21 protein-coding genes, 1 tRNA gene and 1 pseudogene are annotated in these 24,666 nt (G+C 62.3%); 14 read left to right on the forward strand and 9 right to left on the reverse strand.

All coding sequences use genetic code 11. The annotated features are described in order from the left end of the window. The first annotated feature begins 115 nt into the window (after positions 1-115). Positions 116-1,393, forward strand: coding sequence for a DUF2254 domain-containing protein (locus ASD00_RS08025; RefSeq protein WP_057205910.1), 1,278 nt, complete (start codon positions 116-118; stop codon positions 1,391-1,393). Positions 1,394-1,472: 79 nt separating this feature from the next. On the opposite strand, the gene ASD00_RS08030 is transcribed toward ASD00_RS08025, so the two are convergent. After that, positions 1,473-2,501, reverse strand: a complete 1,029-nt coding sequence (locus ASD00_RS08030) for a helix-turn-helix domain-containing protein (RefSeq protein ID WP_082523475.1) — start codon at positions 2,499-2,501, stop codon at positions 1,473-1,475. Between the two features lie 126 nt (positions 2,502-2,627). Between ASD00_RS08030 and ASD00_RS08035 the strand changes: the two genes are divergently transcribed. Then, complete coding sequence (locus ASD00_RS08035) at positions 2,628-3,248, forward strand: isochorismatase family protein (protein ID WP_199197053.1); 621 nt, start codon at positions 2,628-2,630, stop codon at positions 3,246-3,248. Positions 3,249-3,339: 91 nt separating this feature from the next. On the opposite strand, the gene ASD00_RS08040 is transcribed toward ASD00_RS08035, so the two are convergent. Beyond that, the gene (locus ASD00_RS08040) at positions 3,340-4,539 is read right to left on the reverse strand and encodes an MFS transporter (protein ID WP_025429709.1); all 1,200 of its coding nucleotides are present in this window, start codon (positions 4,537-4,539) and stop codon (positions 3,340-3,342) included. A 110-nt stretch (positions 4,540-4,649) separates the two neighbouring features. Here ASD00_RS08040 and ASD00_RS08045 point away from each other — a divergent pair, with 110 nt between their 5' ends. After that, the gene (locus tag ASD00_RS08045) at positions 4,650-5,588 is read left to right on the forward strand and encodes an AraC family transcriptional regulator (protein WP_057205912.1); all 939 of its coding nucleotides are present in this window, start codon (positions 4,650-4,652) and stop codon (positions 5,586-5,588) included. A gap of 74 nt (positions 5,589-5,662) precedes the next feature. On the opposite strand, the gene ASD00_RS08050 is transcribed toward ASD00_RS08045, so the two are convergent. Beyond that, positions 5,663-5,959, reverse strand: coding sequence for a CcdB family protein (locus ASD00_RS08050; protein WP_025429711.1), 297 nt, complete (start codon positions 5,957-5,959; stop codon positions 5,663-5,665). Then, the gene (locus ASD00_RS08055; protein ID WP_025429712.1) at positions 5,959-6,204 is read right to left on the reverse strand and encodes a type II toxin-antitoxin system CcdA family antitoxin; all 246 of its coding nucleotides are present in this window, start codon (positions 6,202-6,204) and stop codon (positions 5,959-5,961) included. The genes ASD00_RS08050 and ASD00_RS08055 overlap by 1 nt, the downstream gene beginning before the upstream one ends. A 186-nt stretch (positions 6,205-6,390) precedes the next feature. On the opposite strand from ASD00_RS08055, the gene fdnG reads away from it, so the two are divergent. The 9 genes and pseudogenes from fdnG (at position 6,391) to ASD00_RS08100 (ending at position 16,704) form a co-directional block, all read left to right on the forward strand. Beyond that, the gene (gene fdnG, locus ASD00_RS08065; protein WP_107027868.1) at positions 6,391-9,486 is read left to right on the forward strand and encodes a formate dehydrogenase-N subunit alpha; all 3,096 of its coding nucleotides are present in this window, start codon (positions 6,391-6,393) and stop codon (positions 9,484-9,486) included. Between the two features lie 44 nt (positions 9,487-9,530). Next, the gene (fdxH, locus tag ASD00_RS08070; RefSeq protein ID WP_164474921.1) at positions 9,531-10,454 is read left to right on the forward strand and encodes a formate dehydrogenase subunit beta; all 924 of its coding nucleotides are present in this window, start codon (positions 9,531-9,533) and stop codon (positions 10,452-10,454) included. Further along, a complete protein-coding gene (locus ASD00_RS08075; RefSeq protein WP_025429716.1) occupies positions 10,454-11,140 on the forward strand; it encodes a formate dehydrogenase subunit gamma in 687 nt (228 codons plus the stop codon). The genes fdxH and ASD00_RS08075 overlap by 1 nt, the downstream gene beginning before the upstream one ends. A gap of 38 nt (positions 11,141-11,178) precedes the next feature. Further along, positions 11,179-12,099: a formate dehydrogenase accessory protein FdhE gene (gene fdhE / locus ASD00_RS08080; protein ID WP_057205916.1), complete on the forward strand. Its 921-nt coding sequence runs from the start codon at positions 11,179-11,181 to the stop codon at positions 12,097-12,099. Positions 12,100-12,103: 4 nt separating this feature from the next. After that, on the forward strand, positions 12,104-13,504 hold the full coding sequence (selA, locus tag ASD00_RS08085) for an L-seryl-tRNA(Sec) selenium transferase (protein ID WP_057205918.1): 1,401 nt from the start codon (positions 12,104-12,106) through the stop codon (positions 13,502-13,504). Beyond that, positions 13,491-14,276 carry a tetratricopeptide repeat protein gene (locus tag ASD00_RS08090; RefSeq protein ID WP_057205920.1) on the forward strand — a complete coding sequence of 262 codons (786 nt, stop codon included), beginning with the start codon at positions 13,491-13,493 and terminating at the stop codon, positions 14,274-14,276. Before selA ends, ASD00_RS08090 begins: the two co-directional genes overlap by 14 nt. Then, positions 14,273-16,096: pseudogene (gene selB, locus ASD00_RS08095) on the forward strand (selenocysteine-specific translation elongation factor); the annotation flags it as partial. The gene ASD00_RS08090 and the pseudogene selB, both read left to right, overlap by 4 nt. 114 nt (positions 16,097-16,210) lie before the next feature. Beyond that, positions 16,211-16,306 (forward strand) — tRNA-Sec (locus ASD00_RS39830). Between the two features lie 14 nt (positions 16,307-16,320). After that, a complete protein-coding gene (locus ASD00_RS08100) occupies positions 16,321-16,704 on the forward strand; it encodes a hypothetical protein (RefSeq protein WP_057205924.1) in 384 nt (127 codons plus the stop codon). 80 nt (positions 16,705-16,784) lie between these two features. On the opposite strand, the gene ASD00_RS08105 is transcribed toward ASD00_RS08100, so the two are convergent. Both ASD00_RS08105 and selD read right to left on the reverse strand, forming a co-directional pair. Further along, positions 16,785-17,117, reverse strand: coding sequence for a hypothetical protein (locus ASD00_RS08105; protein WP_025429722.1), 333 nt, complete (start codon positions 17,115-17,117; stop codon positions 16,785-16,787). Positions 17,118-17,185: 68 nt separating this feature from the next. Continuing rightward, positions 17,186-18,235: a selenide, water dikinase SelD gene (gene selD, locus ASD00_RS08110; RefSeq protein ID WP_057205926.1), complete on the reverse strand. Its 1,050-nt coding sequence runs from the start codon at positions 18,233-18,235 to the stop codon at positions 17,186-17,188. A 375-nt stretch (positions 18,236-18,610) separates the two neighbouring features. On the opposite strand from selD, the gene ASD00_RS08115 reads away from it, so the two are divergent. Continuing rightward, on the forward strand, positions 18,611-19,093 hold the full coding sequence (locus ASD00_RS08115; RefSeq protein WP_225968553.1) for a hypothetical protein: 483 nt from the start codon (positions 18,611-18,613) through the stop codon (positions 19,091-19,093). A 161-nt stretch (positions 19,094-19,254) separates the two neighbouring features. Further along, a complete protein-coding gene (locus tag ASD00_RS08120) occupies positions 19,255-20,571 on the forward strand; it encodes a hemolysin family protein (protein WP_057205932.1) in 1,317 nt (438 codons plus the stop codon). A gap of 161 nt (positions 20,572-20,732) precedes the next feature. On the opposite strand, the gene ASD00_RS08125 is transcribed toward ASD00_RS08120, so the two are convergent. The 3 genes from ASD00_RS08125 to ASD00_RS08135 are packed head-to-tail and all read right to left on the reverse strand — an operon-like array spanning position 20,733 to position 24,525. Next, positions 20,733-21,779, reverse strand: a complete 1,047-nt coding sequence (locus tag ASD00_RS08125) for a glutathione synthase (RefSeq protein ID WP_025429726.1) — start codon at positions 21,777-21,779, stop codon at positions 20,733-20,735. A gap of 8 nt (positions 21,780-21,787) precedes the next feature. After that, positions 21,788-23,704 carry a flavohemoglobin expression-modulating QEGLA motif protein gene (locus ASD00_RS08130; protein ID WP_082523478.1) on the reverse strand — a complete coding sequence of 639 codons (1,917 nt, stop codon included), beginning with the start codon at positions 23,702-23,704 and terminating at the stop codon, positions 21,788-21,790. After that, complete coding sequence (locus ASD00_RS08135) at positions 23,701-24,525, reverse strand: N-formylglutamate amidohydrolase (RefSeq protein ID WP_057205936.1); 825 nt, start codon at positions 24,523-24,525, stop codon at positions 23,701-23,703. The genes ASD00_RS08130 and ASD00_RS08135 overlap by 4 nt, the downstream gene beginning before the upstream one ends. Positions 24,526-24,666 lie beyond the last annotated feature (141 nt).

Genomic DNA, 24,666 nt, shown 5'->3' on the forward strand with positions numbered 1-24,666 from the left:
GGCCCCAGGTCGCTTGCGCCGATCGTCTCGTATCGGGAGTTGGTCGCGTACGGTGCCCTTGTGGCAGATTTGACCGTTTCCGGCTCGAAGGGCCACACGAGAGGGATGGGGCTAAATGCGCTGGAACAAGTTGTATGCGCTCAAGAGCTACATGCGGTCCTCGCTGTGGGTCGTGCCTTTCTTCGCGCTCGTTCTGCAGCAAGCCTTCTTACGCGCAGTGCTTGTATTAGAACAGTGGACAGAATGGGTGCCGTTGTGGCCCTTGGAGACAGAGGGTACGGTTGCAGCGATGCAGGCGATTATCAGCCTGGCGCTTTCGTTCATCGTCTTCACGTTCGGTTCCCTGCTCGTCGCCATACAGATCGCGAGCGGGCAGCTTACGCCCCGGATCATCGCGACCACGCTGCTGCGCGATAACGTGATCCGTTTCACTGTGGGCCTGTTCATCTTCACCCTGCTCTTCGCCATTGGGGCGATCAGTCGCATCAGTACGTCGGCTCCGTCTCCCATCATGTGGATCTCGGGGATCTTTGGCGTCCTGTCGCTGGCTGCCTTCCTCTATTTCATCGATTATTCCGCCCGGCTATTACGTCCCGTCAGCATCATTCATCGCGTCGCCGAGCAGGGCTTTGCCGTTATCGAGGCGGTATATCCTGGCCCGCTGTCGGATACCGACGAGCGACCACAACCGGACGAGCCGTGCGAGAAGCCGGGAAACATCGTTTTGCATGTCGGGTCGTCGGACATCATTCTTGCAGTCGACGTGAAGGCCTTGACCATTCAAGCACATCGAGCGGACGGCGTGATTGAACTTGCTGCGCGCGTCGGCGATTTTGTCTCATCCGGGCAGCCACTGTTCCGCCTCTATGGCGGCGCCAAGGCAATACCAGCCAAAGACCTTCGCAACAGTGTCGTCTTCGGGCGTGAGCGGACCATCGAGCAGGATCCGACCTTCGCCTTCAGGGTTATTGTCGACATCGCCAGCAAGGCGCTTTCGAAGGCTATAAACGACCCGACGACAGCGGTGCTTGCCATTGATCAGTTGCAGCGACTGCTACGCAGCGTTGGTGGGCGCGAACTGAGCAACGAGTACGTCCGCGATGCCCAGGGACGCCTTCGTGTGGTGTTCCCGACGCCGAACTGGGAAGATTTCGTGCAACTTACGTTTCGAGAGATCCGGATCTATGGAGCGGAAAATCTGCAGATCGCAAGGCGGCTGCACGCGATGATCGACGATCTCGAAGCGGTGCTGCCGGAAAGCCGGAAGGATGCGTTGGCCATTGAGCGCAACCTGCTCGACCAGACGATCGACAAGGTCTACCTGCTCCCCGAAGACGCAGCACTCGCGCATATTGCCGATACGCAAGGGCTGGGCGGCTCTCCTAAAGCATGACTGAAATTCGCACATCCGCATAGCCAGTGTCCGAGACGTCCTGATTGGCAGGCGCACGGATTCACCACGCTCCAATCACTCAGCGCTGGTCATCCATGTCCACCGCCTCAAGGCCATGGCGGAGTGGAAAGCCGTGACCGTAATGCTCCCCTAAATCCGGTCTCTTCCTGAACTGCCGGCGGTAGCTTGCCGGCGAGATCGAGAAGGCGCGGGTAAAGTGCTGGCGCAGCGATACCGTTGAGCCGAAGCCGGCCATCTCTGCGACCCGGTCGATCGAGCAGGATCCGGTTTCGAGCAACCGTTGCGCGGTCGCCAGCCGCTGGTTCAAGAGCCATTGCGTAAAGGTGGTTCCGGTCGTCTTTCTGAAATGTCGGGTGAAGCTGCGCAGGCTCATTCCGGCCCGCGCCGCCAGCTTTTCGAGCGACAATGGCTCGTCCAGATGCTCGATTGCCCAATTGATCGTCGCGCCGAGCTGCGCCTCGCCGGCGGCGGCAGGCATTGGCTTCTCGATATATTGGGTCTGGCCGCCATGCCGGTGCGGCGCCACCACCAGCCGCCGGGCGACGCGGTTGGCGATATCTGCCCCATGATCGCGACGTACGATATGCAGACAGCAGTCGATGGCCGCGGCCGTGCCGGCCGATGTCAGGATGTCACCATCATCGATATAGAGCGCATCCTGATCCAGGGCGACCCGCGGATAGCTTCGTTGGAACTCCTCCGCCCAGGCCCAATGGGTGGATGCCGGTCGCCCGTCCAGCACGCCCGCTTCCGCCAGTACGAATGTACCAAGGCAAAGCCCGACCAGCCGCGCGCCGCGTGCATGGGCGGCCCTGACGCTCCGCAGCAAGGCTTCGGGAGGACGCTCGTCCGGATCCCGCCAGGCCGGCACGATGACGGTGTCGGCCTCCCCCAGGTGGCTCAGATCATGCGTCACTTCAATGCGAAAGCCGGAGCCAGTGGCAACCGACCCGGTATTCTCGCCGCAGATCAACAGGCGATAGCGGGGCGCTCCGAGTTTCAAAAGCTCATCGCCGAACACGATGCAGGGCACCGACAGGTGGAAGGCGCTGATGCGCTCGAAGGCGATGACGGCAACGGTGTGCATCGGCGTGGCGATCCCAATCTAATGAATTGGCCAGAACCTAGCACATATTGTCATTCTGGCCACTTTCGCGAAGCCGCCGCATGCAGGATTTTTCCGCCATCAACAACGATGCGAAAGGACGCTTTCATGATGCAGCACCCCACCATCCGGACCATGGCTGGAGCCACAGCGCCGCAAAGTCTCGATCCTGCCAAGACCGCCCTGCTGGTGATCGACTTTCAGAACGAATATTTCAGCGGCAGGATGCCGATCCCGGATGGCGCAAAGGCGCTCTCCAACGCCAAGCGCCTCATCGAGCGTGCTGATCAGGACGGCATGAGAGTCTATCATGTCCAGCACGTGACACCGGCGGGAAGCCCGGTCTTTGCCGAGGACAGTGCGACCTCCCGGTTCCACGACCAGATCCAGCCATCAGCCAACCATTCGGTGGTGCGCAAATCGTCGGTGAGCGTGTTTCCAACCACCGACATCGACCAGAGGCTGAAACAGGCTGGCGTCGATACGCTCATCATTGCCGGCCTGATGACCCATGCCTGCGTGGCCGGCGCTGCCCGCGATGCCGTCCCCCTCGGCTACAATGTGATCGTGGCCGACGACGCCTGCGCCACGCGGGACGTCGATACGGCAGATGGGGAGACCGTGTCGCATGTTGCGCTGCACCGCGCAGCTCTGGCTTCGATCGACGACACCTTCGGCGATATCGTCACGACCGATCAGCTCCTGGCCCTGCCACTGACGCGCAAGTGAGACTTGAGCGCGGCTGAGTACGGGGCCTAATGATGGCTCTCCCGATCCCGCAGGAATTCAGGATCGGGAGGGCCATAGAGTCCTTCATCTCTCAGCCCGGCTGGAGCGCCACCTTGCGGGAGACGGCGACGAGCGAGGCGCCCAGCAGTGCGGCCAATGCCGCAAACATGAAGACGCCGGCAGGCCCCTGGAGTTCGACGATCAGGCCGCCGAGGATTGCTCCGGTGGAGATGGCGATCTGGAATGTCGTCAGCGTCGCCGCACCAGCGCCTTCCGCCTCGTCGCCGGCGGCCCGACTGATGAAGGACTGGACGCTGACAGGGAGCGCACCGAAGGCGAAGCCCCAGGCGGCCGTCGCTGCGGCTGCAATGCCCGGCAGCACGCCGGCGACCGCAAGCAGGAGCGCGGTGGCAGCGATGCCCGCGGCTGCCAGCGTCATCGACAGGCGGGTGTTGCGCTCCGCCAGGAAGCCGCCTGCGATATTGCCGAAGAAACCGCCGATACCGAATGCGAGCAGGATCGCGGTGATCATTTCGACGTCGAAACGCGGCACCTGCTCAAGATAGGGGCGGATATAGGTGAAGCCGGCAAAGTGACCGGTCACGACCAGTAGGATCGTGGCAAGGCCGAGCCGGATCGCCGGGCGCCTGAGAACCCTCACGATCGTGCCAAGGCCGGTGGTCCCGATCGGCGGCAGCGACGGGACGGTCAGCGCCTGGACGATAAAGGTAACCACCCCGACTACGGCTGCCAGCAGGAAAGCATAGCGCCATCCGAGCGTGGCGCCGATCCAGGCGCCGACGGGGGCGGCACAAACCGTTGCGATCGAGACGCCCGACATCACGATCGCCATGGCGCGGGGCATCAGCCTGGCGGGAACGAGCCGCATGGCCAGCGCCAGCGACATCGCCCAGAAGCCGCCGAGCGCGATACCGAGCAACACGCGGGCCGCAAGCAGGAAAGGAAGGTTGGGTGCAAAGCCCGCCATAAGGCTCGAGACGACCAGCAGGCCCGTCAAAGCCAGAAGCACCGTGCGCCGGTCGAACCGGCCTGTGTAGACGACGATCGCCGGGCCGGCGACCGCCGCAACGACAGCAGTGGTGGTCACCGACTGCCCGGCAGCTCCAACGCTGACCCCGAGATCCGCCGACATCGGCGTCAGCAGGCTTGCCGGTAGAAACTCTGCCGTTACCAGGCCGAAGACCCCAAGCGAAAGGGAAACGACAGCGCCCCATCGGGCTTTGTTCCGCTCGTCCGTCGGGGCACCTGATTTCGTCACGACGCCATCCATGATTTTCATCTCCGCGATTGTTAATGGCGAAGGTAGGCATGACCATCAGGAGTTTCTATGCTAGAAAATCCAAAAGACTGTGCCGTTTGTCCAAAATTGCGGAGCACCTTATGAGCGATGCGTTGACCGAGATTTTGCGCGGGCTGAGGCTCGACGGCGTCGAATACGGGCGTTGCCAACCCTGTACGCCCTGGGCGACGGCCTATCCGGCACAGGAGCCCGCGCGATTCCATTTTCTGGCTGCAGGCTCAGCCCATCTTCAGACACCGGATGGTGAATGGATGGAGCTTGCCCAGGGCGACGCGGTGCTGTTGCCGAGGGGTGACGCGCATGTGCTTGCCAGCAAGCCGGGCATTCCTGCCGTTTCGATAGCCGACCTGCCGAGGCGACAGCTTTGTGACGGCATCATCGATGTGCAATGCCCGTCGACGGACAGCAAGAACCTCATCTTCTTTGCGGTGATGCAGTTCAATGTCGATCGTCTGCATCCTCTCCTGCAGTTGATGCCCGCCGTCATGCGCACGAGCGACCTTGCTGCGAGCGAACCTTCGATACCGGCACTGCTTGAGGCCATGATGCGCGAAGCAGAAATGCAGCGCGTCGGCTCGGGCGGCATTCTCTCGCGGCTTGCCGATGTGCTGACTGCAACGCTCATTCGAACCTGGGTGGAGCATGGCTGCGGCACGGCGACCGGCTGGCTGGCGGCCGTCCGCAATCCGGAGCTCGGGCGCGTCCTTGCCGCGATCCACCTTGAACCTGCGCGGGATTGGAGCGTGCCCGAACTGGCAAAGCTCATGGGTGCGTCACGGTCGGGCTTTGCCCAGCGGTTTGTCGACACCATGGGCGAGACGCCGGCCCGTTATGTTGCGCGCATGCGGATGCACCAGGCGCATCAATGGCTACAGGAAGGACAGCGGGTGGCCCTTGTCGCAGGCCGTCTCGGCTACGATTCGGAGGCCTCGTTCAGCCGCGCCTTCCGCAAGATCATCGGGGCACCACCGAGCCATTACCGAAACAAGAGCGTGGCCAGGGGACAACTGGTTTCCTGAGCCGGCTGCTGTTCAGATGATCGCGCAGGGAGGCTGCGGCTTGGAGCGTGACGACGCTTGCTGTCACCCGTTCGCTAAAAGCCGTGAAAAACCATATCGAGAGCGGCGACGATCTCGTCGTGCCGCTCCGATAGATTGGAAACAGGTTCTGCAAGTGCCGATACGGGTATCGCAGCCAGAAACTGAGTGACCAAGGTGTAGCGAACGCCGGATATTTCAAACACGGGATTGAGGCGCTTGGCCGGTTTAGGAGCCGCTTCCATTGGCAAAAGCGGGACGACGACACGCGTCTTCAACTCGTCCAGCACGTCGGCCTGCACATCAAGCACGAGGCCGCCGCCAGGATTGGCATAGACGTCATAACGCGCCATTAGAATTGACGGAACTGCGCCAGCGGCAGGCCATTTGCATCGACGAAGGCATTCGAACTCTGCAAAGCCTCGCTATTTTCTTTCTTCCAACGGGCAGCCTTGGCATCGGACACCGCCCTGGCGATCCCTGCCTCGGCAGCGCGAGAAATATTGATGTCGAAATGCCGTGCTTCTGCAAGAAGATCGGCGTCAATCGTCAAATTGGCTGCGCGCTTTGCAGAGGCAGATCGAGCATGCTCGGCCATGATTGTTCTCCTTTTGAGCAATCAATATATGCGCATCTTTCTGCGCATGCAAATACCCGGCCAGACAAGAGGCGATGGCATTGCCGATCGTCAGGAGAGTGGGTGGCGGGCAACCAACGCACCTTGACTTGCAAGCACTTAGCAATAGACTTCAAGGTACGAAGTATCGGGAAAGGGAGGCCATCTATGAACATAGACCTCTCGCGGCGCAGCTTCCTGAAGCTGGCCGGAGCGGGTGTCGTGGCAACTTCCGTCGGAGCACTTGGCTTCGGCGAATCCGAGGCGGCGGAAATCGCGCATGTGCGTGCTTTCAAGCTGAAGACCACGACCGAAACCCGCAACACCTGTCCGTACTGTTCCGTTGCCTGCGGCGTCATCATCTATTCGAAGGGTGACCCTCGAAAAGGCGAGACGGCGGACATTGTGCATATCGAGGGCGATGCCGATCACCCCACCAACCGCGGGACGCTCTGTCCCAAGGGGGCGGCACTCAAGGACTTCGTCAAGTCGCCGACCCGCCTTCAATATCCGATGCTGCGCAAGCCCGGTTCCGATACTTTCGAACGGATCTCCTGGGACGATGCTCTCGATCGCATTGCCCGCCTGATGAAGGACGATCGCGATGCGAACCTGATTGCGGCCAACGCCAAGGGCCTTCCGGTCAATCGCTGGACGACCGTCGGCATGCTGGCGGCGTCTGCAACAACCAATGAAACGGCCTGGGCGACCTTCAAATTCGCCAAGAGCCTGGGAATAGTCGGTTTCGATAATCAGGCACGCGTCTGACACGGCCCTACGGTGGCGAGTCTCGCCCCAACATTTGGCCGTGGAGCAATGACCAACTCCTGGACCGACATCAAGAACACCGACCTCGTCGTCGTCATGGGCGGCAATGCGGCGGAAGCCCACCCCTGCGGCTTCAAATGGGTGACGGAAGCCAAGGCCCATCGCGGTGCAAAGCTGATCGTCGTCGATCCGCGCTATACCCGCACCGCCTCGGTCTCGGACTATTACGCGCCGATCCGCCAGGGAACCGACATCGCGTTCCTAAACGGCGTCATGAAGTATTGCATCGACAACGACAAGGTGCAGTGGGAATACACCAAGGCCTTCACCAACGCAGCCTATCTGGTCAAGGACGGCTTCGCCTATAAGGACGGTCTCTTCACCGGCTATGATGCCGAGAAGCGCGACTACGACCGTTCGACCTGGGACTATGTGCTCGGCGACGATGGTTTCGTCGTCACCGATCCGACGCTGCAGAACCCCCGCTGTGTCTGGAACCTGCTTAAGGAGCATCTGGCGCCCTATACGCCCGAGATGGTTGCGCGCATCTGCGGAACGCCGAAGGAGAAATTCCTCAAAGTCGCCGAGATGATCTCGGAATGTTCGACGCCGACAAAGACGATGACGTCGATGTACGCCCTGGGCTGGACCCAGCACTCGCACGGCTCGCAGAACATCCGCGCCATGGCGATGCTGCAGCTGATCCTCGGCAATATCGGCGTGCGCGGCGGTGGCATGAACGCCCTTCGCGGCCACTCCAACATCCAGGGCCTGACCGATCTCGGCCTGATGTCGCACCTGCTCACCGGCTACCTGACGGCGCCGACCGAGAAGGACGAGGATTTCGAGACCTACATGTCGACCCGGCAGTTCAAGCCGCTTCGGCCGGGCCAGACAAGCTACTGGCAGAACTACCGCAAGTTCATGGTCTCGTTCCAGAAGGCCATGTGGGGCGATGCCGCGCGGGCCGACAACGACTGGGCCTTCAACTACCTCGCCAAGCTCGACGTGCCATCCTACGACGTGCTGCGCGTGTTTGAGCTGATGCATGCCGGCAAGGTCAACGGCTATCTCTGTCAGGGCTTCAACCCGCTGCTGGCCTTCCCCAATCGTGCCAAGAACACCAAGGCTCTTTCGAACCTGAAGTGGCTTGTCACCATGGATCCGCTGGAAACCGAGACGGCGCGGTTCTGGGAAAACCACGGCGATTTCAACCCGGTCGACACGGCCTCCATCCAGACCGAAGTCATCCAGCTGCCGACGACCTGCTTTGCCGAGGAGGAGGGTTCGCTGACGAACTCCGGCCGCTGGCTGCAGTGGCATTGGGCCGGCGGTACGCCGCCGGGCGAAGCCAAGCACGATACCTACATCATCGCGCAGATCTTCCTCAGAATGCGCGAACTCTACCGGACGGAGGGCGGCGCCTTCCCCGATCCGATCCTCAACCTGTCGTGGGAGTATGCCGACGAGAACGAACCGACGGCAGAAGAACTCGCCCGGGAAATCAACGGTCGAGCATTGAGCGATGTCATGGACACGACCGACCCGACCAAGGTTCTCGTGCCGGCCGGAAAGCAGGTGGTGAACTTTTCGCAGTTGCGCGACGACGGCTCGACCATGTCCGGCTGCTGGATCTATTCCGGCTGCTTCAACGAGCAGGGCAACAACATGGCTCGGCGGGACAATCAGGATCCCGACGACACCGGCACCTATCTCGGCTGGACCTTCGCCTGGCCGCTCAACCGCCGCACCCTCTACAACCGCGCCTCGGCGGACCTAGAGGGCAAGCCCTGGGATCCGAGCCGCAAGCTGTTGGAATGGGACGGCGCCAAGTGGACCGGCTATGACATTCCCGACATTGCGCCGACGGCCAAGCCTGGAGATGTCGGTCCCTTCATCATGAACCAGGAAGGCACCGCGCGTCTGTTCACCCGCGGACTGATGCGCGACGGCCCGTTCCCCGCGCATATGGAGCCGTTCGAATCGCCCGTTGCCAACGTCTTCAATCCGCAGATGCGCGGCAATCCGGTCAGCCGCATCTTCAAGGACGATGCCGAGCAGCTGGGGCTTTCAGACGAGTTCCCCTACGCGGCCACCTCCTACCGGCTCACCGAGCATTTCCACTTCTGGACCAAGCACAACCGCGTCAACTCGGCGCTGCAGCCGGAGTTCTTCGTGGAAATTTCCGAGGAGCTGGCGCAGGAAAAGGGCATAACCAATGGTGGCTGGGTCAGGGTCTGGTCGAAGCGCGGCGAGGTCAAGGCCAAGGCGGTGGTGACCAAGCGCATCCGGCCGCTCATCTGCGACGGCAAGCCGGTCCATGTGGTCGGCATCCCCTTGCATTGGGGCTTCACCGGCTCTGCGAAAAAGGGTTTCGGCCCCAATTCGCTGGTGCCCTTCGTCGGCGACGCCAACATCGAGACGCCTGAGTCCAAGGCTTTCCTCGTCAATATCGAGCCTTCGACGCCGCCAAAGGACAAGGAGGCCACAGTGTGATGGATAGCCCGCGCACAGCCGTCAGCAATCCGCCGGTCCAGCCGATGGAGAGCAACCTCACGCAGCGCGATCTCGTTCGCCGCTCCGCCACGAGCGAGCTGCCGCCGCCGGAGCGGCAGCTGACGCCGGTCGCCAAGCTGATCGACGTTTCCAAATGCATCGGCTGCAAGGCCTGCCAGTCGGCCTGTATCGAGTGGAACGACACGTATCCGGATATTGAGGAGAATGTCGGGGTCTATACGAACCCGCACGATCTGACCGAGAACATGTTCACCCTGATGCGGTTTACCGAATGGGTGAACCCCGAAACGGACAATCTGGAGTGGCTGATCCGCAAGGACGGCTGCATGCACTGCGCCGATCCGGGCTGTCTCAAGGCATGTCCTTCACCCGGCGCGATCGTGCAATATTCCAACGGCATCGTCGACTTCATCCATGAAAACTGCATCGGCTGCGGCTACTGCGTGAAGGGCTGCCCGTTCAACATTCCGCGCATTTCGAAGGCCGATCATCGCGCCTACAAATGCACGCTCTGTTCCGATCGCGTCGCAATGGGGCAGGGCCCCGCCTGCGCCAAGGCTTGCCCGACACAGGCGATCGTGTTCGGTACCAAGGACGACATGATGAAGCATGCCGACGAACGTATCGCCGATCTCAAATCGCGCGGATACGCCAATGCCGGCCTCTACGATCCTCCCGGCGTCGGTGGGACCCATGTCATGTATGTCCTGCATCACAACGACAAGCCGCATATTTACGCCGACCTGCCTGATGACCCGAAGATTTCCGCCGTCATCGAGGCCTGGAAGGGCGTGACCAAATATACCGGCCTTGCGGCGATGGGGCTGGCGGCTGCGGGCGCGATCCTGCACGGCCTTTTCGGCAAGGCGAACCGGGTCGCACCTGAAGACGAGGTCAGTGCCGAAAAGCTCGTCGAGGAAGCCGAGGATCTCAGGGAGGGTGCCTGATGGCCAAGCCGAACGACATCCAGTCCGAAGACGCGATCCATCGCGGCCCGCCGGTGACTGTCGGTCGTTATGGACCCGGCAAGCGCCTCAACCATTGGATCACCGCTTCCTGCCTGATCCTGCTTCTGCTGTCCGGCCTCTCGATGTTCCATCCGTCGCTGTTCTTCCTGACGGATCTGTTCGGTGGCGGTCAGAACACGCGCATGCTGCATCCCTGGATCGGGGTCGTTCTGTTCCTGAGCTTCTTCATTTTCTTCGCCCAACTCTGGCGGGCCAACCTGCCGAACCGCACCGACGCGCAGTGGGTGTCGCAGATCGGCGACGTGGTCAAAGGCCATGAGGAGCGGCTGCCCGAGATCGGCAAGTACAATGCCGGACAGAAGTTCATCTTCTGGGGCATGGCGTTCTTCATCATCGTGCTGATCGTCAGCGGTATCATCATCTGGGACCAGTATTTTGGCGAGGCCACACCCATCGACGTGAGGCGCATTGCCATGCTGACCCATTCCGTTTCCGCGGTGCTGATCATTCTCATCTTCATCCTGCATGTCTATGCCGCGATCTGGACCCGCGGTACGCTGCGGGCGATGACGCGGGGTTCGGTCACCGGCGGCTGGGCCTGGCGGCACCATCGCAAATGGCTGAAGGAACTTGCTGGACGGGGCCGGATTGATCCTGCAGAATAACGACATAACAGCGGTGGCCGGTCGGCCCGCGAGGTGCAATGTCGATATCGTCCGTGCAGCCCGATCCCGCGATGATCGGTGGAATTCCCAAGGCTCCCTTCGTCTTGATGTCCAATCTGACGCGCCTTTTCGGGGATCGCGCCCAGCGTTTCCAAGTGCTGTCGGAAAGCAGCCGGCTTGCTCCCTACTTACGCTTCCTTGCAGGCACAGCAGTAATCCAGAGTGACCTCCTGTCCAGCCTGCCGCCGCTGGAGCCGATTTCCGCAGAACAGCGCGAGCGGGCGCGCGACAATGCGATGCCGCCGATCGATCGCTCGGCCATGGGCGCTTCTGCCGAGTGCCGGGACACGGTCCGACAGTTCCTTGCGCGGGTGGAGCAACTGGAAATGCCAAAGGCCGCGGCCGAAGCGCTTGCCCAGATCATTGCCGCTGACGACGAGGCGCTGGCGTGGATGATCGACAATATCGCCGCCGACAATCTGCCGCTCGATAGCCTTGCGCACCATCTTTTCGTTGCCGCGGCCGTGCAGGTCCATGCGACACGCCTGGCCGCGGGGCTCGATCCTGGTCGCCTCGTGCCGGTCAGCATCGGCGTCTGTCCCGCCTGCGGCGGCAGGCCCGTCGCTTCGCTCGTCGTCGGTTTCCACGGCGCGGAAGGAACCCGCTACGCGGTATGCGCCTGCTGCTCGACCAAATGGAACGAGGTCCGGGTAAAATGCCTCTCCTGCGGCTCGACCAAGGGCATAGGATACCGCGCGGTCGAAACCGGTGATGAAGAGGCCACGGTTAAGGCAGAGGTTTGCGACAGCTGCCACGGCTGGACGAAGATCATGTATCAGAACAGGAACCCGGCACTCGATGCCGTGGCCGACGATGTCGGCAGTCTCGGCCTCGACGCGCTGATGAAGGATACCGGATACAAACGCGCGGGCTTCAATCCATTCCTGGTGGGGTATTGACGGGATGGCCGGGCTTGCCGAACTCCGCACCCTGCCGTCCGTCGACCAGATGTTGAAGGCGCCGGCCGTCGCGCCGCTTGTCGAGCGGCATGGTCGTGTCGTCGTGACCGAAGAGCTGCGCCTCGTGCTCGGCGAAATCCGCGAGATGGTTCGCAGTGGCGGCTTGCCCCCCGATGCGGACGGCGTCATGGCCTCACTTATGAGCCGGCTCGACTATCGGGATCGCTCCAATCTGCGCCCGCTCTTCAATCTCACCGGCACCGTGCTGCACACCAATCTTGGCCGTGCCCTCCTGGCCGAGGAGGCGATTGCCGCTGCCGTCGATGCGATGCGAGAGGCGGCGGCACTGGAGTTCGATCTCGACACCGGCCGGCGCGGCGAGCGCGACAGCCACCTGCGTGACCTGCTTTGCGAGCTGACGGGCGCCGAGGACGCGACAGTCGTCAACAACAATGCCGCCGCCGTGCTGATCGCACTGGGCACGGTTGGCGGCGGACGGCAGGCGATCGTCTCGCGCGGCGAACTGATCGAGATCGGCGGTGCGTTCCGCATGCCCGATATCATGGAACGTGCAGGTGTGGCGCTCATCGAGGTCGGCACCACGAACCGCACCCATGCCAGGGACTATCGTCGGGCGATCGGCCCCGAAACGGCGCTCATCCTCAAGGTGCACACGTCGAATTACCGGATCGAGGGGTTCACGGCCGAGGTCTCCGGCGCCGAACTTGCTGCGATCGCGCACGAAGCCGGTCTGGTTCTTCTGAACGATCTCGGCTCCGGGACGCTCGTCGATCTCCGGCGCTATGGCCTTAGCAAGGAGCCGACCGTTCGCGAAGCCGTGGCCGAAGGTGCAGATCTCGTTACATTTTCGGGCGACAAACTGCTGGGTGGCCCGCAGGCCGGCTTTATCGTCGGTCGCCGCGATCTGATCGCCGCGATCAACCGCAATCCGTTGAAGCGGGCCTTGCGGGTCGACAAGATCCGCATCGCGGCGACGGCCGCGACGTTGAAGCTATACCGCGACCCGGATCGGCTCGCAGCGCGGCTGCCCACCCTTCGCATGCTGGCGCGTCCGCAACACGAGATCCGCGCGCAGGCGGAACGGCTCGCGCCCGAGGTGGCGAGACTTCTTGCCTCGAGCGGACATCGGGTGGAAATCTGCCACTGTTCGAGCCAGATCGGTTCGGGCGCGCTGCCGGTCGACACGATCCAAAGCGCCGGCCTCCGGATCGAGGCTGCAAGCGGCAGCGCGCTCGAAGCGCTCGCGGCGCTTTTCCGTTCGCTTTCGCGCCCGATATTGGGGCGTCTGCAGGACGGGGCGCTCATCCTCGATCTTCGCTGTCTTTCCGACGAGAGCGAGTTCCTGAAAAGCCTCTCCGAGGGCGTCGGACATGCACTGGCTTGACCGTTTGACAGGGCGTATGCCCGAGGCGGCGTCGGACGCCGATGAGATGACACAAGCCCTGACTGCCGCCCGGAACGGCGACTATGAGACCGCCCTGCGCCTATGGGAGCCCCTGGCGCAATCCGGCGTCGCGCGGGCACAGAACAATATCGGCGCCTGTTTTGCCGAGGGGCTCGGCGTGCCGCAGGATCGGGCCCTGGCGGGCAAATGGCTGCGGCTGGCGGCCGAAGCGGGCGATCCCGTCGGCGAGCGCAACTATGCAGCCTTCCACATGCAGGACGCGGATGGCGATTATAGTATTGCCGCCGACTACTATCGCCGCGCCGCCGAGAAGGGCGACGCGCCGGCACAGGACATGCTGAGCTGGATGCTGCTCGAAGGCGAAATCATGCCGTCCGATCCGGTCGAGGCGCGCCACTGGGCGGAACGTGCCGCTGAAGCGGGCATTGCTTCGTCGATGACCCGGCTCGGCATGCTCTATCACAACGCTTCGGGTGTCGATCGCGATCCGGAGAGGGCCGTCGATTGGTGGCGCCGCGGCGCCATGGCGGGCGATGCCGACGCGCAGGCGATGCTTGGCGCCGCCTGTCACATGGGCGCCGGCACGGCCCGCGACGGCGTCGCGGCACTCGTCTGGCTGATCCGCGCGACCAATGGGGGCAGTGCCCTGGCGCAACCCTTCATCGGGCCGGTGCGCCAGAGCTTGTCGCCCGGCGAGATCGGCATCGCCGAGAGGCGCGCGCTTGAGCCCCCGGCGGAGGCGCGACCATGATCGTCGGAACCGCCGGTCATATCGACCACGGCAAGACCAGTCTGGTGAAAGCCTTGACCGGCGTCGATACCGATCGCCTCAAGGAGGAGAAGGCACGCGGCATCACCATCGATCTCGGCTTTGCCTATGCGAAATTTGCCGAAGCGGTCACCGGCTTTGTCGATGTGCCGGGCCATGAGCGTTTCATCCATACGATGCTCGCCGGTGCCGGCGGCATCGACTTCGTCCTCCTCGTCGTTGCGGCGGATGACGGCATCAAGCCGCAGACGCTCGAACACCTGGCCATTCTCGATCTGCTCGGCATCGAAAGGGGATTGGTCGCGATCACCAAGGCCGATCTTGCCGATGCGGAGCGATTGCTGGGGCTCAGTGTCGAGATCGGCAATATGCTTTCGGCAACGGGCCTTCGCACCGCCGAAATCCTTCCCGTGTCCGCCGCCACGGGCCTCGGTATCGCCGATCTCAGAGACCGCCTGGCCGAGGCCGAAAGGGCAACCGTGAAAGCAAATGCGGCGGGCCGGTTTCGGTTTTCGGTCGATCGCAGCTTCATTCTCTCGGGCGCCGGAACGGTGGTGACGGGAACGGTCCTTTCCGGTTCGGTTGCGGTCGGCGACAACGTAATGATTTCGCCATCCGGACAAGGGGCGCGCGTGCGCTCGATCCATGCCCAGGACCAGCGGTCGGAACGCGGGGTCGCGGGTCAACGCTGCGCGCTCAATCTGGTGGGAGACGGCATCTCCAAGGACAAGGTCGGCCGCGGCGACATGGTGCTCGATCCCTATCTGCATGCGCCGACCACACGCATCGATGCGGGCCTGTTTGTGCTCAAGGGTGAGCCGAAGCCGATCAGCGAGTGGTTTTCCGCGCGCCTGCATCATGGCAGTGCTGAAGTCGGGGTCCGTATTGTGCCGCTTGAAAACCCTGTAGGTCCCGGCGAGCGGGCGAAGGTCCAGCTTGTTCTCGATCGGCCGATCGCCGCCGCGGTCGGTGATCGCTACATCCTGCGCGACGTTTCCGCCCGGCGCACCATCGGAGGCGGGCGGCTTCTCGATCTGCGTGCGCCATTGCGCAAGCGCCGGACACCCGAGCGGATAGCCTATCTCGATGCGGCAGGCGTTGCGGAAACGGGCCCGGCCCTTGCAGCGCATCTGGAAGCGCCGCCCTATATCGTCGATCTCGATGCCTTCGCGCGCAATAGGGCCGTATCGGAGGAGGAGCTACGCGAGGCCGTCGAGTTATCCCACGCCATCGTGATCGAGGCCGGGCATGTGCGCCATGCCTTGTCTGTGTCGCTGTTGGACGACCTGTCGAAGGACGTCGGACGAATTCTCGCCGATTTCCATGTCGAAAATCCGGATCTGCAAGGCATCGGCCGAGAGCGCCTGCGCCTGCAGGTGACGCCGCGATTGCCGATGCCTGCCTTTCTCTTCCTGCTCAGGCAGGAACAGGCCGCCGGACGCCTCGTACTCGAGGGCGCCTTCGTTCGCCTGCCGGGCCATGAGGTTCGTTTAAGCGAGAGCGAGGAGGCGTTACTTGGCAAAATCTTGCCGCATCTCGAAGGAGAGGAGCGCTTTCGCCCGCCGCGCGTGCGCGACCTTGCAGACGTGCTCGGCGTCGACGAGCGGGAGATCCGGCGCGTGCTCAAACTATGGGCGAGGCTCGGACGTGTCGATGAGATCCGGCACGATCATTTCTTCATCCGTTCCACCACCGCAGAAATGGTTGAAATCATAAGGGATATCGCGGGCAAGGCCGAACGGGGCGAATTTGCCGCCGGTCTCTTTCGGGATCGCGTGAACAGCGGTAGAAAGGTGGCGATCGAGATCCTGGAGTTCTTCGATCGCCAGGGAGTGACGCTTCGGCGCGGCGACATCCGGCGCGTCAATCCCCACAGGCTCGACCTTTATGACGGAGCCACGCCCGAGGCGAAGCAAGGAAGAGATTCGTCCCCGGTGGGGCGTCCGGACTTCAAATCCGGGTGGGGCAGCGAGGCTGTCTTGGGTGGGTTCGACTCCCATTCTCTTCCGCCATCGGGAGATCGCTGATGGTTTATGCGCCCTGCAGCACCGACTTCGATGACTGGATCGTTTCCACCTATGGCGAGGCTGGCGCTTTCACCATGCTCTTCGTCCTGCTGGCGATCGGCGAGACCCGTTTAGACCTCCTGCGCTCGGCCTATCTTCACGTCGTCGGCGACGACACCCGATGGCAGGATATGGCCGCTCTTTTCGCCGGCGCCGGCGTCAAGTGGTCCGGCGTCGTGTTTTACCGCGCCGGCCCGGAGGGTCTTGTCGAAGACCATGTCGCCAGGGGACGGCTTGCCTCTCTGGTTCGCAATCTCAACGAGGACCGCTCACTGATCCGCGAGGGCGAGTTCTTCAATGTCGACGGATTGCGGCTGTCGATTGAGGAGATCAAGCCCCATTGATCTCCAGTCTCGGTCTTGTCCCGTTCGGCAATAGCGGTTCACGGCCTTTGTGCTGAAGGCTGAGTGCAATCATGCGCAGGCTAGCAACCGTTTTTCTTGATATCCTCGGGCGTCATTGCGAGATCGAGGCCACGCGCGGTCGGTGGTTGCCATGTCGGGGAGTCCTCGGACGCGCCTTGCGGATTTGTACCGATAAGGGCGCCGCCTGTTCCGCCGGTCCAGCCGGTCGAGCCGGCGTTGCCGGGTGCTGTACCATCCGCGCTCAAACGGTCGGGCTCCGTCGCCGGGTCCGCCTTCCCGGCGGTCGCATCGCATCCGGTGTTGGCATCGTTCTCCTGCGAATGTGCAGGGACAGTCATGCCCAGACAGGCGAGGAAGAGAGCGGTGGCAAGGGCAAATCGGGGATCGCGCATGGCATTCTCCTTCAGCGTTGCTCTACCAACGGGATGCTGCGGCCGGTTGTTCCATCTCCCCTTTTCACTCAGGCGCGAACCTCCACCTGCACGGGGCCAGGTTGCGTGTAGCCGACGATGCTGGCGAGCGGGTAGCCAGCGTCCCGGATCGTCTTGACCAGACTGTCAGCGCTGGCGGCATCGCAGGCCACCAGAAGTCCGCCTGATGTTTGCGGGTCGGCGAGCAAAAGACGCTGCCAGTCCGCCATACCATCGGGCAATTTGATCTCGCTGCTATAACTCGCCCAGTTGCGCTCCGACGCGCCGGTGATGAAGCCTTCTCGGGAAAGCGTTTCGGCCTGCGACAGGAACGGAATGTTCGCGAGGGAGAGCGACACGGTCAAGCCGGACGCGCGGGCCATTTCGAGCCCATGACCGAGAATACCGAAGCCGGTGACATCCGTCAGCGCATGCACATGCGGATCGGCGGCAAGCTCGGACCCGATCCGGTTGAGAAGGGTCGTCGAGGCGATCATCTCCTCATAACAAGCCCGCGGCAGCGCCTTCTTCTTGAAGGCGGAGGAATAGATGCCGACGCCAAGGCCCTTGGTGAGGATCAAGGCATCCCCCGGCTTCGCGCCGCTATTGCGCCGCACCTGTTCCGGGCGACAGATGCCGATGACGGCAAGGCCGTAGATGGGTTCGACCGAATCGATCGAATGCCCGCCTGCCACAGGGATGCCGGCCTGCGCGCAGATCGAGGCGCCGCCTTCGAGGATCTTGCCGATCGTCTCGGGGGAAAGCTTGTTGATCGGCATCCCAAGGATCGCAAGCGCCAGGATCGGCTTGCCGCCCATGGCGTAGATGTCGGAGATCGCGTTCGTTGCGGCGATGCGCCCGAAATCATGCGGGTCATCGACCACAGGCATGAAAAAATCGGTGGTGGCGATGATGCAGGTGTGGTCGTCGACCTGCCAGACCGCCGCGTCGTCCGCCATCTCGTTGCCGACGAGAAGCTGGGAGAAGGGCTGCATGGCCGGCTGATTGGCGAGAAGCCGCTGCAGAACCGAGGGCGCAAGCTTGCAGCCGCATCCTCCGCCATGGGCAAGCTCAGTCAGACGGGGTTCAAGAGATGTCATGTGTGCTCCCGCGTAAAAGATTTTGCCCGTTCGACCGCGTGGTCTCGCCGGCAACCGATAGTTGGCAAGTTAGGACGATGTCGTGCGGGAGCAAGGCCGCTTCGATGCTTCTGCGAGATATGGCCGTCCGGAGCGGCAGGGTGACCGCGTCCCCGGTCGCTGCGACGGTTTGACCCGCCGAATCGACGCCTGCTGCGTGCGGGATTGTCGTGATCTGCCATGACAAGTTGTTGTATCCCTTTCGGTGTTGCGCCATGTGTACAACTGTCGATCAGCCGTCAGCCGAGCGGGGAAGTAACCTCGCGGGCAATTGGAGTCATGATTTTGTTTTCAAGAGTTTTTCTGCCTGCCCTTGCCGTCCTCGCCGTTTCAGGCGTGCCCGCAGCCTTTGCATCCGAAGATGTCGCGGCCTTTTATGACGGCGCCCTCTGCAACCCGCCCTACACGATGCAATCGGCAACCGAGTTCTATGACGCCGCCGAGAAGCTGGTGAAACCCGATACGTCGCTGCTGACGGCCTATGTCTACAAGCTGCCGTCCGACATCGGGCGTGATGGCTTTAAGACGAATGAGGTTATCTTCGCCGGCAGCTCCGTCGGCGTGCTGATCGAAGGCGCGCGGGCGGACGAATTGGCGGCCCGCTACCAGCTGGAGCGCGAAAAAAGCAGCATTCTCGGCACGTCCACCAAGGGCTATGCACGGGTTCTGCCCGATGCCGAACAGCCGACAGCGGAGATGGGCATCGTGTCGATCGTTGCCCGCGAAAGCGAAGCCATTCCCGGCAAGACCTTGCTCGCCTGCGAGTTCGTTTCGCATGCGGATCTGGAGGCGCTCAAGAATCTTGAAGGCGGCAACTAGGACGAAGCGATACGCCCGGCCGACAGGGCCGTCCGGGCGCATTCCGGGATGCGGGCGAAGTCACAAAGATCGCCTGCGTCCCGTCTGACGTGTACGGCAAGAGCATGTTAGGCTGATCGCATTTTCAACAATGCGAGGCGCGACGCGCCCGAAGGGAGACCATGTCCGGCTCGGATGGCAGTATGTTCGACTATCTCGGGATACTGGCCGTATTTCTGCTCGTTGCCGCCAACGGCTTTTTTGTTGCGGCCGAATTCTCGCTGGTTTCCGTCCGCCGCAGCCGCGTGACCGAATTGGTGGCACAGGGGCGAATGAACGCCAGTGCGCTCCAGCATGCCGTCGACAATCTCGACGCCAACCTGGCCGCCACTCAGCTCGGCATTACCATATCGTCGCTGGCGCTCGGCTGGGTGGGCGAGCCCGCTCTGGCGCATCTGATCCAGCCGCTGTTGAGCGGCCTGCCGATGGCATGGGCCTCGTTCGGTTCGCATGCGATCGCGGTGGCGATTTCGTTCATCATCATCACCGCGCTTCATATCGTGCTCGGAGAACTGGCGCCGAAGAGCCTGGCGCTGCAGCGCAGCGAGGGAACGGCCCTTGCGGTCGTGCGTCCGCTCGGATTTTTCCTGTTTCTGTTGCGTCCGGCGATTCTGGCTCTCAACGGCCTCGGCAATCTCGTGCTTCGACTGGTCGGTCTGCGGCCCGGCACCGGCGAGGCGTCGATGCATTCGCCCACCGAACTGAAGCTGCTTGTCGCCCAAAGCCAGGAGGCCGGTCTCCTCGATGTTGCCCAGCAGGAACTGGTCGAACGGATCTTCAACATCGGCGACCGCCGGATTTCCGATTTCATGACCCCGCGCATGGAAATCGACTGGATCGATGCAGACGACACGCGGGAGGAAATCCTGCGCACCGTCAGGGATTGTCACCATGAGCAGTTGCTCATCGGCCGAGGCGGCATCGACTATCCCTTGGGCATGGTGCTGAAGAAGGATCTGCTCGATCAATTGCTCGACGGCCAGACGCTCGATCCGATGAAGGCGATGCGAGAGCCGCTGGTGCTGCACGAATCGGCGCGCGTCTTCCGTGTCCTCGAAACCTTCAAGACCGCGCCCGTCCGTCTGGCGATCATCGTCGACGAATATGGCAGCCTCGAAGGCATCATCACCCAGACCGACCTGTTGGAGGCGATTGCAGGCGACCTGCCGGATACGGAGGCGAGCGATCCTGACATCGTCACCCGCGCGGATGGTTCGCTGCTGATGGAAGGACTGATGTCGGCGCACGACGCTTTCGAGCGGCTCGGCATTCACGACCGGCCGGAGGGCGATTTTCACACCATTGCCGGCTTCGCGCTGCAGATCCTCGGCCATCTTCCGCATGTCGGCGAAACCTTTGACTTCCAGGACTGGCGCTTCGAAATCATCGACATGGACGGCATGCGCATCGACAAGCTCTTGGCGTCGCGCCAGGAGTGATACCACTGCATGTTCCCCTTAATCCTTCGATTTAGGGATAAAAACATGCAGCAATTCAAAGTGCTACAGCGACCTTTGCGCGTCTAATAAGACGCGCGGCGCTGTAGGTCCCGCTGCTGCGGAACTCGTCTCCTGGTCGGCCAGGCGATGTGAAGGCCATGTCAGAGCGTCGCCAACGCGCGGTTGGACAGGGCGCCGCCATAGGCCTCGCGAATGGCTACCTTGTTTTCCAGGGCAATCACGATCTCTTCGGCGAAATCGATCGCATGCAGGGCCCGAATGGATTGCAGACCACCGGGTGTGAAGACATTGATCTCCAGGATCTTGTCGCCGACGATATCCAGGCCCACCAGGAACATGCCATCGTCGATCAGTTTGGGCCGTAGCTTTTCAGCAATCGCCAGTATGGCCGGGGTAATGGTTGCCGCCTGGGCGGTGCCGCTCGCATGGATGTTGGACCGCACCTCGCCCTTGGCAGGAACCCGTCGAAAAGCGGCATAGACGTCGTCGCGAACGAGCGGGCGGCCGTTCATCAGGAAAAGCCGGATGTCGCCTGCCGTGGCTTCTGGCAGGTAGCTCTGGGCAATGAGATAGCCGATCTCGCTGACGGCCTCGAAGATCTGGTTGAGGTTGGCTTCCTCGCTCGACTTTATCTTGAAGACATTCCTGCCGCCTGAGCCCTGCAAGGGCTTGAGGATGACGCCGTCGCGATGATCGTCGATGAACGCGCGGATCTCTTCGATGTTCTTCGAGATCAGCGTCGTCGGGCGCACGGCCCGGGGGAAATCCTGAAAGTAAAGCTTGTTCTGCGCAAGCGACAGACCGGAGGGATCGTTGACGACGATCGCGCCGCGCTCCGAGGCGAGGCGCCCGAAGTTGGCGCCGACATTGGCGGCCCACGGCCGGCCTTCCGCATCTTCGGACGGGTCGTTGCGCAGAAACAGCACATCGATCTCGCTGATGTCGACGACGCTCATCTTCGCATCGTCGGCTTTCAAAGCCGAAATGAACGTTTCCGGCTTTTTCGGCTTCGTCCCATTGAGGCTGCGCGCCCGGATCATCAGCTTGTCGTCGGGCCGCAGGATGAAATCCGCCGGGGTGACATAACAGATCTCGTGGCCTCGGGAGAGGGCGGCAAGCGCCAGCGCCGTCGTCGTGTAGGACGCTGTCTCGGAGTCTATCGAGTTGACGAAGAAGGCTATGCGCATCGGATCTCCTACTCTGCGACCATGTCGAGCGGGGTTATTCCCCCACGCGCCCGGTCCAGCCGGGCACGTGCATGGGCGTCATCCAGAAAGATAGGGCGCACCGCCGGCGCACCCAGCAAGCCGCGCAAGCTCAACTCTTGCATGGCGGCAAAATGTGAGGCGGCGATCTTGCCCATCCAGAAGGGTTCAAGACTGCCGCCTGCGGCCAGATGGGCAAGCAGCTGAAGAAGCCCGCGCAGATAGATCGCGTCCTTCGCCAACCCGCCTCCGCGATAGATCCGCAGGACGATGTTGAAGGCGTCTGAAGGCTGAAACCGGTACTGATCGACGAGCAGCCGATAGGTCTCCGGGAAAAGCGCACCGTTCAACATCGCCGCGCACGCAACCACACGGGCCGCGATGAGACGCAGGCGCGCCAGCGTCATGCCGCCGCTCAAATATTCGGCAAACACGGCAAGCCCTTCCTGCATGCCCTCATAGCCTGCGAGGCCTGAGCGGAAGAGCCGCAGCCCCTGCGCCGAGCCATTGAAGTAGGTCAGCAGGTGCACGCCGATTTCGTGATTGAGCAGGGCCTCGACGCGGCGCCGGCTCATGACAGTGCTGCGCGAAATCAACAGCTGGCTCCTCGACACCAGCAATCCGGCGGGAATGTCGTCGCGCAGCTCCACTGAGGCCGTGAAATCGGCATATTGCCGCTTATAGGCCGAAACCATCGTTTGCGCCCGGTTGCGAACGTAGTCGCAATCCACATTGTCAACCGCCGGTTTTTGTCCGGGCTTGCCGGTCCGCTTTTGTGTCTGCACCAGGATATCGGTGGCGACGTCGAGGAGTTTAGCCTCCACCGGACCATAGAGCGCCCGGCCGAATTCGACGAATGTGCGGCTCTCGCGGGCCGAGATCATCGAAAGCTGCAGGTCGAGCTCCTGTTGTTTCTGGCGATAGAGCGCGTAGAGCAACGGGTCCTCGAGATGCTCGAAGCTGATCGAAAAAAGCTTCTTCTTTGCGGCCTCGACTTCAAGTGTCAGCGGCCGATAGAGCAGCCGCGGACCGACTTCGTATCGGCTCGAAACAAACTCCGCCCAGGCCGCATCGGCGTTGATCGGCGTTACCGCCAGGAGGAAATCGAAACTTGAGGCAATCTCGTCTATGGCGCGGTCGGTGCGGGTCACGGTCTCGACGAAGGTTTTCCGCCCGAAGGCCCGATGCGTCGAAACGCGCGTGTCCGTCGCGCATTGGGTCGCTGCCGCCAGCGCCTTGAGACCGGCATCGAAAATGTTGGCAATCAGGCGTTCTCGCAGTTCCGGGTAGATCCGTCGCGTGCCCGGTTCGCGATAGATCGGCGCAAATCGCACGCTGATGTGGGGGAACGCCGTCAGCGTTTTGCCGTTGGCGTCTTGCGGCGGTGGCGACAGCAGGTTCATGTGGGCGGTGCGAAACTTGCCCTCGATCGTGCTGACGGAGCCGAGGAAGGCATTCGCGGCTGCCTCAGCAGCCGGGTCCTCGCCAGCGGTGACTTCGATCGTGAAAGGCGGCAGATAGGGCGCGTCCTTGGCGGGCGCCTCGTCCCGTTCGAGTTCGCCATATTCGAGCACGAAGAAAGCGCCGAGACGCTGTCGAAGCGCGCTTCCGACTGCCTCGATGACAGCGGCAGCCGCCGCGGCGTCGGGTGCCATCAGGTAGGAGGCGTTGGACTGGGTGATCTCGCGTGCCACGACGGCTTGCTTTGCCTCGGCGATAAAGACGCAGAGAAAGGGCAGCGGTCGGTCGATGTGCAGGCGCCCGCCCTCGGCAAATTCGCGCCGCACCGCCTTGCCGGCCTCAAGGCAGGCGATCACCTCGCCGAGCCACACATCATCTGGTGCCCGGTGCCTGGCTTCCTGATGATCCCGGGCGCTGTGATCCCTTGGCGTCGCTGCGCTCTTCATCGGCGCGCATCCAGCGCCTTGACGAGATCAGGCACAGTCGATGCCACTAGCGCGCGCAATGCCTCCAGCACCTCGAAATCCGGCTCGCCGGTCCATTCGTCCATGAAGAATTTCTTGAACTCGATGGCGATCGCGCAGCCCGTCTGCGGAAAGTACTCATGGATGAAACGCGTTTGTTCGCCGCGCCCCTGAAACGCGACATTCTCGCGAACGTCGAAACGCCTGCCCTGAAATTCGAAGCGGTGAAAGGTGTCGAGCAGTGTCGCGAGCACATCCGCCCAACGGTCGCGGTTCATCGAATGGGTGCCGATGTTGATCTCGGGCGCACCTTCGGGATCAGAGGGTGTGGCGGTCGACCCACCGCGCCGATGATTGTAGCTGTGCACATCCAGAACGACGAAGCTGCCATGCCGCCGCTCGATCGACAGCAGCATCGATCGCAGCATGCGATAATATTCGTCATGCAAGACGAGTGAGCCCTCGTGAAGTTCATGAGGAAGCGCGTCTCGCCAGACCGTAAGCCCCCAGGCCTGTAAGGGGTCGACATATACCGCGCCGTCGCGGGCACGGTTGAGATCGACCTCGAAGCGCGAGCGATGCACGATCACCCGGTTCACCAAGTCCTGAATGATAAAGGCGGTGTAGGGATCCTCTTCCCGCAGGCGCTCTTCATCGGCAAGGGCTATCAGCGACCGCAGATCGGCGCGCAGGCCGTGCCCGTCGTGTATCGCCGTAGCGACGACGGGACTGTCGCCGCGATGCACGGTCCACCAGCTGTCTTCATCGAAGTCCTGTCGTTTATCACCTGTTCGATCAAGCATATTCGGGTCCCGTTCCTCCCTCGTCGATGGACCTGTGGTCTGGCTACAATTCGCGAGAGAACGGTTCGGTTCCAAACGCTGCGCAATTCGCATCGGGACGAGAGGTGCAGGGAGCATGCCGATGGCGGTCACACTGGGACG

It is taken from the genome of Ensifer sp. Root31, from assembly GCF_001424825.1.
Lineage (GTDB): Bacteria > Pseudomonadota > Alphaproteobacteria > Rhizobiales > Rhizobiaceae > Ensifer > Ensifer canadensis.

Bases quoted from the DNA above. Each gene is read 5' to 3' on its own strand.
- ASD00_RS08125 (WP_025429726.1), bottom strand. From the start codon at position 21,779: ATGCGCATAGCCTTCTTCGTCAACTCGATAGACTCCGAGACAGCGTCC.
- ASD00_RS08100 (WP_057205924.1), top strand. From the start codon at position 16,321: ATGGTTTATGCGCCCTGCAGCACCGACTTCGATGACTGGATCGTTTCC.
- fdhE (WP_057205916.1), top strand. From the start codon at position 11,179: ATGTCGATATCGTCCGTGCAGCCCGATCCCGCGATGATCGGTGGAATT.
- ASD00_RS08055 (WP_025429712.1), bottom strand. From the start codon at position 6,204: ATGGCCGAGCATGCTCGATCTGCCTCTGCAAAGCGCGCAGCCAATTTG.
- ASD00_RS08120 (WP_057205932.1), top strand. From the start codon at position 19,255: ATGTCCGGCTCGGATGGCAGTATGTTCGACTATCTCGGGATACTGGCC.
- ASD00_RS08135 (WP_057205936.1), bottom strand. From the start codon at position 24,525: ATGCTTGATCGAACAGGTGATAAACGACAGGACTTCGATGAAGACAGC.
- ASD00_RS08025 (WP_057205910.1), top strand. From the start codon at position 116: ATGCGCTGGAACAAGTTGTATGCGCTCAAGAGCTACATGCGGTCCTCG.
- ASD00_RS08130 (WP_082523478.1), bottom strand. From the start codon at position 23,704: ATGAAGAGCGCAGCGACGCCAAGGGATCACAGCGCCCGGGATCATCAG.
- selD (WP_057205926.1), bottom strand. From the start codon at position 18,235: ATGACATCTCTTGAACCCCGTCTGACTGAGCTTGCCCATGGCGGAGGA.
- ASD00_RS08075 (WP_025429716.1), top strand. From the start codon at position 10,454: ATGGCCAAGCCGAACGACATCCAGTCCGAAGACGCGATCCATCGCGGC.
- ASD00_RS08045 (WP_057205912.1), top strand. From the start codon at position 4,650: ATGAGCGATGCGTTGACCGAGATTTTGCGCGGGCTGAGGCTCGACGGC.
- ASD00_RS08035 (WP_199197053.1), top strand. From the start codon at position 2,628: ATGATGCAGCACCCCACCATCCGGACCATGGCTGGAGCCACAGCGCCG.
- fdxH (WP_164474921.1), top strand. From the start codon at position 9,531: ATGGAGAGCAACCTCACGCAGCGCGATCTCGTTCGCCGCTCCGCCACG.
- ASD00_RS08050 (WP_025429711.1), bottom strand. From the start codon at position 5,959: ATGGCGCGTTATGACGTCTATGCCAATCCTGGCGGCGGCCTCGTGCTT.
- ASD00_RS08105 (WP_025429722.1), bottom strand. From the start codon at position 17,117: ATGCGCGATCCCCGATTTGCCCTTGCCACCGCTCTCTTCCTCGCCTGT.
- selA (WP_057205918.1), top strand. From the start codon at position 12,104: ATGGCCGGGCTTGCCGAACTCCGCACCCTGCCGTCCGTCGACCAGATG.
- ASD00_RS08030 (WP_082523475.1), bottom strand. From the start codon at position 2,501: ATGCACACCGTTGCCGTCATCGCCTTCGAGCGCATCAGCGCCTTCCAC.
- ASD00_RS08090 (WP_057205920.1), top strand. From the start codon at position 13,491: ATGCACTGGCTTGACCGTTTGACAGGGCGTATGCCCGAGGCGGCGTCG.
- ASD00_RS08040 (WP_025429709.1), bottom strand. From the start codon at position 4,539: ATGGATGGCGTCGTGACGAAATCAGGTGCCCCGACGGACGAGCGGAAC.